Consider the following 9,245-nt stretch of genomic DNA (forward strand, 5'->3'; position numbering starts at 1 on the left):
CTGGTCTGTATCTTCAAACAGTGTTGGTTTTCCTTTTTTAAATAAATAATTTTCGTATTCTTTCCAAAAAGAATCAATCTCATTATTTTTTAGTTTTTCAACGTTGTTTTCAATTTTAACAACAATATTTTCTAGAAGTGTATCAATATCAAAATCTTGATGCATTATATTCTTTAATGATGAAGCTTTGGGCAAATTTTCGAAGTTGGTTTGGTTTACGTTCATTCCAATTCCTACAATAGATTCTATTTTTCCGTTTTCTTTAATGCTGTTTTCAATCAATATGCCAGCAATTTTTCTATTTTCTGCCATAATGTCGTTAGGCCATTTTATATTTAAATGACTAATATTTAAATCATTTAACACCTGAATAATACTTACGGCAACAACAATATTTAAATTAAAAATCTCATTAATAGAAAAAATAATATTTTTTATTAAAATACTGACTATTAAGTTTTTATTGTCTTCAGAAGACCAGCTTGAACCCATTTGTCCTTTGCCTTTTGTTTGATATTTTGTAGTTACAACAGTATAATTTTCTAATTTTTCTTTTTGAGATAATCCTTTTAGGAAATCATTAGTAGAATCTATGGCATCGAGTTTGATTAACTTCATGGGTAGGTTTTTGTAAGTATTTACAATTAACATTAATTTACCACCAAAATAAGCACAAAAATGAATAACTTTGTAAAAATATTTTAAAAATTAGATGGCTAAAAAAGAAATTAATAATGATGTTTTGTTAGCAAACATTATCAAGGGAATAGAAGAAGTAAAAGGTAACGACATAACAATTCTTGATTTAAGAGCATTAGAAAATACAGTATGTGATTATTTTGTAATTTGTAACGGAAATTCGAATACACAAGTAAACGCAATTGTAAATTCAATTCAAAAAATAGTTTCAAAAGAACTTAAAGACAAACCTTGGCATATTGAAGGTTCTGATGTTGCTGATTGGGTTCTAATGGATTATGTGCACATTGTTGTACACGTTTTTCAAAAGCATATTCGCGAATATTATAACATTGAGAGTCTTTGGGGTGATGCAAAAATCACATCTATTGAAAACAAATATTAATAAGAATAACTATGTCACAAGAAACAAAAAAGAATAACTTTAAGTTTAATCCGTGGTGGATTTATGGTGCTGTTACTGCTATTTTTATAACAATGTGGTTTTCTGGTCAGTCCCGTTGGGTTGAACCTACAAAAACTTCGGTTTCTAAATTCTATGAGTATTTAAATGCAAATCAAATAGAAAAAGTTGAAATAATTAATGATAAAACAGTTGAAGTTTACTTGAAAAAAGGAGCTTTAACTCAAAAAGTGCATGCTAAAATCCCTAAATTAGATTTATTACAAAAACCAAATTTAGGACCACATTATACTTTTCAAATTGCTAATAATTCGGAAAATTTTCAAAACAAATTAGATGAAGCTCAAAAAGCAAATAAGCTAAATTCATTTGAATATAAAACATCAAGTGATTGGACTGATTTAGTTGGGTTTTTGCCAATTGTTTTATTATTAGGATTTTGGATATACATGATGAGACGTATGTCTAGTGGAGGTTCTGGAGGCGGTGGACCACAAATTTTTAGTATTGGAAAATCGAAAGCAAAACTTTTTGACGAAAAAAAAGATACCAAAACAACTTTTAAAGATGTTGCAGGTCTTGAAGGAGCAAAAGAAGAAATACAAGAAATAGTTGAATTTCTTAAAAATCCAGAAAAGTATACTAATCTAGGAGGGAAAATCCCTAAAGGTGCATTACTAGTAGGTCCTCCAGGAACAGGAAAAACATTATTGGCTAAAGCCGTTGCAGGTGAAGCGCAAGTGCCATTTTTCTCATTATCAGGTTCTGATTTTGTTGAAATGTTTGTAGGAGTAGGAGCGTCGCGTGTTCGTGATTTGTTTAAACAAGCTAAAGATAAAGCACCAGCTATTATATTTATAGATGAGATTGATGCTGTAGGTCGTGCTCGTGGAAAAGGAAATTTTTCTGGAGGAAATGACGAACGTGAAAACACATTAAATCAGTTATTGACAGAAATGGATGGTTTCGGAACAAATTCCAATGTAATTGTTCTTGCCGCTACAAATAGAGCCGATGTTTTAGACAAAGCCTTAATGCGTGCAGGTCGTTTTGACCGTCAAATATATGTTGACTTACCAGATGTTCGTGAACGTGCTGAAATTTTTAAAGTACATTTAGCGCCTCTTAAAAAGGTTGAAGGTCTTGATTTAGATTTTCTAGCCAAGCAAACCCCAGGATTTTCTGGAGCTGATATTGCAAATGTTTGTAATGAAGCAGCGCTTATAGCGGCACGCTATGACAAAACTGCTGTAGATAAACAAGATTTTCTTGATGCTGTCGACAGAATCGTTGGCGGATTAGAAAAGAAAAATAAAATTATAACACCACAAGAAAAGAAAGCAATTGCAATTCACGAAGCGGGTCACGCAACAGTAAGTTGGATGCTGGAACATGCAGCACCACTTATAAAAGTTACTATCGTGCCTAGAGGACAAAGTTTAGGAGCAGCATGGTATTTGCCTGAAGAACGTCAAATTGTGCGTCCAAATCAGATGTTAGACGAAATGTGTGCAACGATGGGAGGAAGAGCGGCTGAAAAAGTTACGTTTAACGAAATTTCGACAGGAGCTTTGAGCGACCTAGAAAAAGTAACAAAACAAGCCCGTGCTATGGTTACTGTTTATGGATTAAATGATAAGTTAGGAAATATAACGTATTATGATTCTTCTGGTCAGTCAGATTATAATTTTTCTAAACCTTATTCTGAAGAAACGGCTAGAACAATAGATCAAGAAATTTCATTAATGATCGAAGAACAGTACCAACGTGCTATAAAATTATTGGAAGCAAATAAAGATAAACTAAATCAACTGGCAGATATTCTGATTGAAAAAGAAGTTATTTTTAAAGATGATTTAGAAACAATATTTGGAAAAAGACCTTTCGATAAGGAAGTTATTGCTGAGGTTTCGCCTGAAATTGTTTAAAACTTCGTTAATAACAAATGTAAAAATCTCAATCTAATTGTTTAATTAGGTTGAGATTTTTTTATCTTTGATAGCGATTAAGCAATAATTTGCCTTTTTTTTTAAGATATGAGTATTTTCAGAAAAATATTTGGTTCAAGCGGGGAAGCTTCAAACGATCCTAACGATAATGACTACAATCCGTTTCAGGATTTGCATTCTCAACTTCCAGTTGATGAGCAGTTTACTCATAATTTTAAAAAAAATGGAGGTAAGTTTTTGTATTGTGAAAACACCGTCGAACTAAACGAACAATTTGAAAACATTCTAGAAGAGAACGATTGGTTTGAGTCTGAAGCTATGTGCTTAGAATCAAGATTATTCAAAATGTTAGAGGACAATAAAATTTTGTTCGACAAACCGCAAAATCCTAAATTTTTCTTGGCCAGTTGCGAAAACCTAATTGCTGATGAAGGTTCAGTCTTATTTTCATCAAATCAAATTAAACAAAACAAACCAAACGATTTGCCAGATAATATAATTTTAGTAGCTACCACAAGCCAAATTATTTTAAATAAAAGCGACGGTTTGAGAGAGATAAAAAAACGTTACACTACAGATTATCCTACGAATATCACCACTTTTAAATATTTTGAAAAAGTAAAAGAAGAAGACTTCTTGCATTATGGAAGTTCTCCAAAACATTTATATTTACTGCTTTTAGAAGATTTATAAAATGAATGAAAACGTAACACGTTCATTGTCAGGATTAGTATATATTTTAGTACTAGTATTTGCTACTCTTTATTCCAGAGAATCTTTTTTGATACTTTTTGGATTATTTATGTTGCAAACCGTTCGCGAATTTTGCAATTTGATACTTTTACCAAGAATCCCAGCATTATTGCTTGCTGCGTTGTTCTATTTTATCTTCGGATGCTTCTTGCCAGAAAATAAATTTACTGATTTTGGGCTAATTGCTGCTTCTTTATTTGTTTCCATCAGATTAGTTTTTTGGTTATTTAAAGGAAATTTAAAGCTAATTGACAATCAAGCAAAATGGGTAAACTTAATAGGATATATTATTTTGCCTTTTATTTTTATAGTAAAAATTTCAAGTTTTGATCTTAGTTTTGAACCAACGTTAATAATATGTATCTTTATCCTTATTTGGACAAACGATACCTTTGCTTATATAGTAGGAAAGTCAATTGGGAAAAATAAATTATTCGAATCTATTTCGCCTAAAAAAACAATAGAAGGATTTGTTGGAGGCGTAGTTTTTGCAATAATTGCAAGTATTATTATTTCAAAATATTATTTCAAAATGCCTGTTTATGTATGGGTAATTACAGCATTAATAATTAGTTTTTTTGGTACAATTGGCGATTTGGTAGAATCAAAATTCAAGCGAGTTGCCAACGTAAAAGATAGCGGAAGTATAATGCCAGGTCATGGCGGAATGTTAGATAGATTAGATAGTATTATATTTGTATCACCATTTTTATTTTTATTTTATAAAATTATAGTATATGTTTCATAAAGAAGGTTCAAAAATTATTTTAATTGCTACATTGTTGTTTGTAGCATTAATTATAGTACCAGGAGAATTTGTTAGTTTAACTTGGCTCAGAATGGGAATTCAGCTTGTAGCTTTATTTTTCTATATAATTGTGTTGCAATTTTTTAGAAACCCAAACCGAACTATTGCTGCTAATGATAATCAGATTGTAGCTCCAGTAGATGGAAAAGTGGTTGTTATTGAAGAAGTTTTCGAACCAGAATACTTCAAAGACAAACGGATGCAAGTTTCTATATTTATGTCACCCATAAATGTGCATGTTACAAGATATGCCGTTTCTGGATTAGTAAAATACAGCAAATACCATCCAGGAAAATTTCTTGTGGCTTGGCATCCAAAAGCCAGTACCGAAAACGAACGAACAACAGTAGTTATAGAAAGTAAAGTTTTTGGCGAAATATTATACCGTCAAATTGCTGGTGCATTGGCAAAACGTATTGTAAATTATGCAGAAGAAGGAACGCAAGTAATTCAAGGTACTGATGCTGGATTTATAAAATTTGGTTCGCGAGTAGATTTGTTTTTGCCATTAGGAACAAAAATAAATGTAAAATTAAATGAGGTTGCAACAGGAAATAAAACGATTATAGCTATAGGGTAAATGTCTGAAAAAGATTTAGATACACGATTTCAAGAAGCGATAGAACTTGCGCTAACGATACCGCAATCGTCTTTGCCGCAAGATGTTCAGCTGCGATGTTATGCCTATTATAAACAAGCAACTTCTGGTTCTTTAGAAAGTGTAAATTACTCAAATCTAGATGTCCGAGATGCTTTTAAGAACAATGCTTGGTTGCAAATAAGTCATATTTCTGTAGAAGAAGCTAAGGAATGTTATATAGATAGTATAAACGAAATTTCAAATAATAATAAACATGAAATCTAATCTGTTAGTAGTCCTTGCATTTATAGTAGCAACTGTAGTCTCGTGTAAAAAGAATACTTTAGTTGAAGTGGTCGATGTACCAGCTACGCCTATAGAAGTTGTAAAAGTAAAAGGAGGATCTAGTAATGCAACTGATGTAAAAGCAATAGAAGGAGCATTCGAAATGTACCCATTGCCTTATACTTATAAATCTTTGGAACCGAATTTTGATGCTACAACTATGGAAATTCATTATTCTAAACACCATTTAGGTTATGTGAATAATTTGAATAAAGCAGTTGTTGGAACTAAGTATGAATTGCTCAAGCTAAGCGATATTTTTAAAAACCTAAATTTATCAGATTCTGAAATTAGAAATAATGCAGGAGGATTTTACAATCACAACTTTTTCTGGGAAAATATGGCTTCTAATGCTAGTGGAGAACCAGAAGGAACTTTGATGGAAGCAATTACTAGAGATTTTGGTTCTTTTGACGCTTTTAGATCTCAATTTACGGAAACATCGCTCAAAATAGTTGGCTCAGGTTGGACATGGCTCGTTTCAGACAAAACAGGAAAATTGCGAATTGTAACGACACCAAATAATGACAATCCGTTGATGAAGAATCTTGGTTTTTCTGGAATTCCTCTTCTAAATTTAGATATGTGGGAACACGCTTATTATTTGAAATTTCAAAACAAAAAGAGAGAATACGTAAACACTTTTTTTAGTGTTGTAAACTGGGCGGAAGTTTTAAAAAAATATGATGCCTTTCCTAAAGTTGCAGTTTCAGCTACACCTAGTGCGACAACAGAAGCTACTACTCCAGCAGAAGTAAAACCAGCTGCTATTCCTGATGAGTTAAATTAATATAAAAAGGGATTGGTTTTTAACACAAAAAAGTTTAACAACTTGAAAATAGGTGGATTTATTTTTGAGATAATTTTCCAATTGATTTACTAGGTTTAAGTGATTTGTATAAATTGGGTTCATACAAAACGATTCGGAAAGTTTTTCAGAAATTGAAAAAACTGTTGTCAATGCATGTGTATGATAAAGTAACTCGTTACAATCCGGTAAATATCTAAAATGCAAGTCCCCAAATCAAAAATCATGTTTACCAAACCTGGTTCTTCATTATATATTATACGTTATCAGAATTTCTTTATCAATTCAATTGTGACAGCGAACTGACTCAACCCGTCCGGTCTTACCTTCCGAGCAATCACAGGAAAACCTGTAGAAAGTTCAAAAGCTGTTTTACTGTTAATTTTGTAATTGGTAACTATATTGGTGTTTAGTGTAAGACCATTGCTATCTAAAATTTCAACTATATTATTGTATTCATTGGTATATTGGTCATTTTTCAGATGATAAATCGGAAGCAAACTATAAGTAAATGAAAATTTCTTCATACTTGTTTGTGGCTTATGATTATATGAAAGCCTTAATAAAACATCACCAGCTCGTTTATAATTATTAGTTTCAAGATATGACGATCCTAATTCTTCTACTGAAAAATTCCCGTCAACATAAGTATTTGAATTTTGAATAAGTGGCTGTTGCCATCCCAATGCAACAAAAAAGTTTTTGTAAAAATAATTAGCTCCTACAATTGCATCATAGGTTCCTAAACTTGTTTGATACGCCATTGGCATTACATTTCCATTATATTTTCTATCTGCATCGCTAAACGGAATCTTACCTCCTATGATTACTCCCAATGATTTTTGAATTTTATATGATAATGAAAGGGTAATATCAGAAAGTCCAACCACCTGTGTTAAACTACCAATACGATACTGTCCATCAAGTTTTATAGCAGCAGTAATTTTATTGTTTACCTGCCTTGAGTAAGATATGTAAGAATTTAATATCCAAACGCTATATCGAGTGTTTCCTATTGAGAGTCCTGTTTTTATAGTATTGTCAAATGACGAAGAAGGAGTAACAAGTGAATCATTAGTCACAATGTCATTTTGTTTTATTCCGTCTATGCTACAAAATCCCGCATCACTACAGCCTTGTGCAAATGCATCATGCGCATAAACAAAAGAAAGTAGGATGATAAATATTAGTTTAGTTTTCATGTAAATTTTAGTACTATTTTATCCCTTTCATTTCTATCTGTCGTGCTATTTTCTACACTTAGCGGTAATGTTCTCTTGGCTTTACGGGGTTTGGGACTAAATTAAGCCTAATACCCAAATCCGTTATAGCAGCGTTGTGCGTAGTTATTCTATAAAACTATTTGCGTTTTCAATTAGCAAAGTAATCCTATTCCTAAACAACTTCCTTTTTTGCTCTAAAAACAAAAAACAAACCAGCTAATACAAAAGGAATACTTAACCATTGTCCTGTAGATAATAATCCTAAAACAGACTCGAAACCACCTTGACTTTCTTTTACAAATTCTACTAGAATTCGTACAGAAAATAGCGTGATTAAGAATATTCCGAAAAGGAAACCTTGTTTTTGACGGGCATCAGTTTTCCAATACAAAAAGAATAAAATGGCAAATACAAAAATGTAACCAAAAGCTTCATACAATTGTGAAGGATGTCTAAACGGAATGGCATTTAGAGTTTGTACAAAATTCGGGTCAGTTTCTATAAGTTTATAAGCTTTGTTTAAATCGTTTGTTTGCGTGATTTGACGTATGTTTTTATCCATCCAAAATTCATCTTCACGAATAAATTTCACACCGTAAAAAGGTTTTCCAGATACAATTGGCCCATAAATTTCAGAATTAAAAAAGTTACCCAATCGTACAAATATTGCGCCACTGGCAACAGGAATTACAACTCTATCAAGAATCCATAAAATTGGTCTTTTAAGTACTTTGGTAGTATAAAAATACATGGTGATTATCACTGCAATAGCTGCGCCATGACTTGCTAATCCTCTAAAACCAGTAAATTCCCAACCTTTTATAAAATAAAATAAAGTAGCTTTTGGGTTTTCTCGTATTGGTAAGAAAATTTCAAGTAAATGATCTGGATAATAACTACTCCAATTGTAAAATATAACATCACCCAATCGAGCACCAATTAAGATGGCAAGAACCATATATATTAACAAACTATCTAGTTTCTCTATTGGTTCGTTTTCTCTTTTGAAAATAGGTTTCATAATAAACCAACCTAAAACAAAGGCTACAACAAACATTAAACTGTAAAAATGAAGTGTAAATGAACCAATATTTATTCCTTCCGAAGGATTCCAAACGATCTGTAAAAAGTGTATCATGTTTTTGTTTTATGGTATTTGGTGTTAGTCAAAAGTAGTATTTTTAAAATAAATCTCAATGTGAATTGTTAAAATTTTAACTGGATTTCAAAAATCTAAAATCTGCAATCTAAAATCTCAAGGAACTGGGTCGTAACCGCTTCTTCCCCAAGGATGGCAACTCAAAATTCTTTTGGCACCAAGATAGCCACCTTTAAATAAGCCATGTTTTTGCAAGGCTTCGACTGTATAATGAGAGCAAGTAGGAGTGAACCTACAAGTTGCTGGCGTAAGTGGCGAAATTACTATTTGGTAAAATCGAACTACAAATAGAAATGGAAATATCAGAATCTTTTTTAAACTCAAAATATTATATTGAAAATGTTGTGCCTTCTTTTCCGTCTTTCAACTGAATTCCTAAAGCTAACAATTGATCTCTAATCTGATCTGACATGGCAAAATCTTTATTGTCTCTTGCTTGTTTTCTCATTTGGATAAGCATCTCGACAACACCATCTAATTTGTCATTATTATTGGTTGCCGATTTTTCGTCTTCCAAA

General features: G+C 31.7%; 11 protein-coding genes and 1 pseudogene. 7 read left to right on the forward strand and 5 right to left on the reverse strand.

Annotated features, from left to right (window positions below; translation table 11 throughout):
• Positions 1-618, reverse strand: a 618-nt coding sequence (locus ACHZC3_RS08720; protein ID WP_394759486.1) for a biotin--[acetyl-CoA-carboxylase] ligase, incomplete at its 3' end; no start/stop codon positions are given.
• Between the two features lie 94 nt (positions 619-712).
• Between ACHZC3_RS08720 and rsfS the strand changes: the two genes are divergently transcribed.
• From rsfS to ACHZC3_RS08755, 7 genes are all read left to right on the forward strand, one after another.
• Positions 713-1,084, forward strand: a complete 372-nt coding sequence (rsfS, locus tag ACHZC3_RS08725) for a ribosome silencing factor (RefSeq protein ID WP_394759487.1) — start codon at positions 713-715, stop codon at positions 1,082-1,084.
• A gap of 11 nt (positions 1,085-1,095) precedes the next feature.
• Positions 1,096-3,030, forward strand: coding sequence for an ATP-dependent zinc metalloprotease FtsH (gene ftsH / locus ACHZC3_RS08730; RefSeq protein WP_394759488.1), 1,935 nt, complete (start codon positions 1,096-1,098; stop codon positions 3,028-3,030).
• Positions 3,031-3,138: 108 nt separating this feature from the next.
• On the forward strand, positions 3,139-3,744 hold the full coding sequence (locus ACHZC3_RS08735) for a lactate utilization protein B/C (protein ID WP_394759489.1): 606 nt from the start codon (positions 3,139-3,141) through the stop codon (positions 3,742-3,744).
• 1 nt (position 3,745) lies between these two features.
• Positions 3,746-4,552 (forward strand): phosphatidate cytidylyltransferase, encoded by an 807-nt coding sequence (locus ACHZC3_RS08740; RefSeq protein WP_394759490.1) that lies wholly within the window; start codon positions 3,746-3,748, stop codon positions 4,550-4,552.
• Positions 4,542-5,192, forward strand: coding sequence for a phosphatidylserine decarboxylase family protein (locus ACHZC3_RS08745; protein WP_394759491.1), 651 nt, complete (start codon positions 4,542-4,544; stop codon positions 5,190-5,192). The genes ACHZC3_RS08740 and ACHZC3_RS08745 overlap by 11 nt, the downstream gene beginning before the upstream one ends.
• A complete protein-coding gene (locus ACHZC3_RS08750; RefSeq protein ID WP_394759492.1) occupies positions 5,193-5,477 on the forward strand; it encodes an acyl-CoA-binding protein in 285 nt (94 codons plus the stop codon).
• Complete coding sequence (locus ACHZC3_RS08755; RefSeq protein WP_394759493.1) at positions 5,467-6,327, forward strand: superoxide dismutase; 861 nt, start codon at positions 5,467-5,469, stop codon at positions 6,325-6,327. Before ACHZC3_RS08750 ends, ACHZC3_RS08755 begins: the two co-directional genes overlap by 11 nt.
• A 284-nt stretch (positions 6,328-6,611) precedes the next feature.
• Here ACHZC3_RS08755 and ACHZC3_RS08760 read toward each other — a convergent pair whose 3' ends face one another.
• From ACHZC3_RS08760 to ACHZC3_RS08775, 4 genes and pseudogenes are all read right to left on the reverse strand, one after another.
• Entirely contained in the window at positions 6,612-7,547 is a 936-nt protein-coding gene (locus tag ACHZC3_RS08760; RefSeq protein ID WP_394759494.1) for a hypothetical protein, read from the reverse strand.
• 193 nt (positions 7,548-7,740) lie between these two features.
• Positions 7,741-8,706, reverse strand: a complete 966-nt coding sequence (gene lgt, locus ACHZC3_RS08765; protein WP_394759495.1) for a prolipoprotein diacylglyceryl transferase — start codon at positions 8,704-8,706, stop codon at positions 7,741-7,743.
• 117 nt (positions 8,707-8,823) lie between these two features.
• Positions 8,824-9,051: a membrane protein insertion efficiency factor YidD gene (gene yidD, locus ACHZC3_RS08770; RefSeq protein WP_394759496.1), complete on the reverse strand. Its 228-nt coding sequence runs from the start codon at positions 9,049-9,051 to the stop codon at positions 8,824-8,826.
• Positions 9,052-9,055: 4 nt separating this feature from the next.
• A pseudogene (locus ACHZC3_RS08775) lies at positions 9,056-9,245 on the reverse strand (cysteine--tRNA ligase); the annotation flags it as partial.

The organism is Flavobacterium sp., from assembly GCF_043720215.1.
GTDB lineage: Bacteria > Bacteroidota > Bacteroidia > Flavobacteriales > Flavobacteriaceae > Flavobacterium.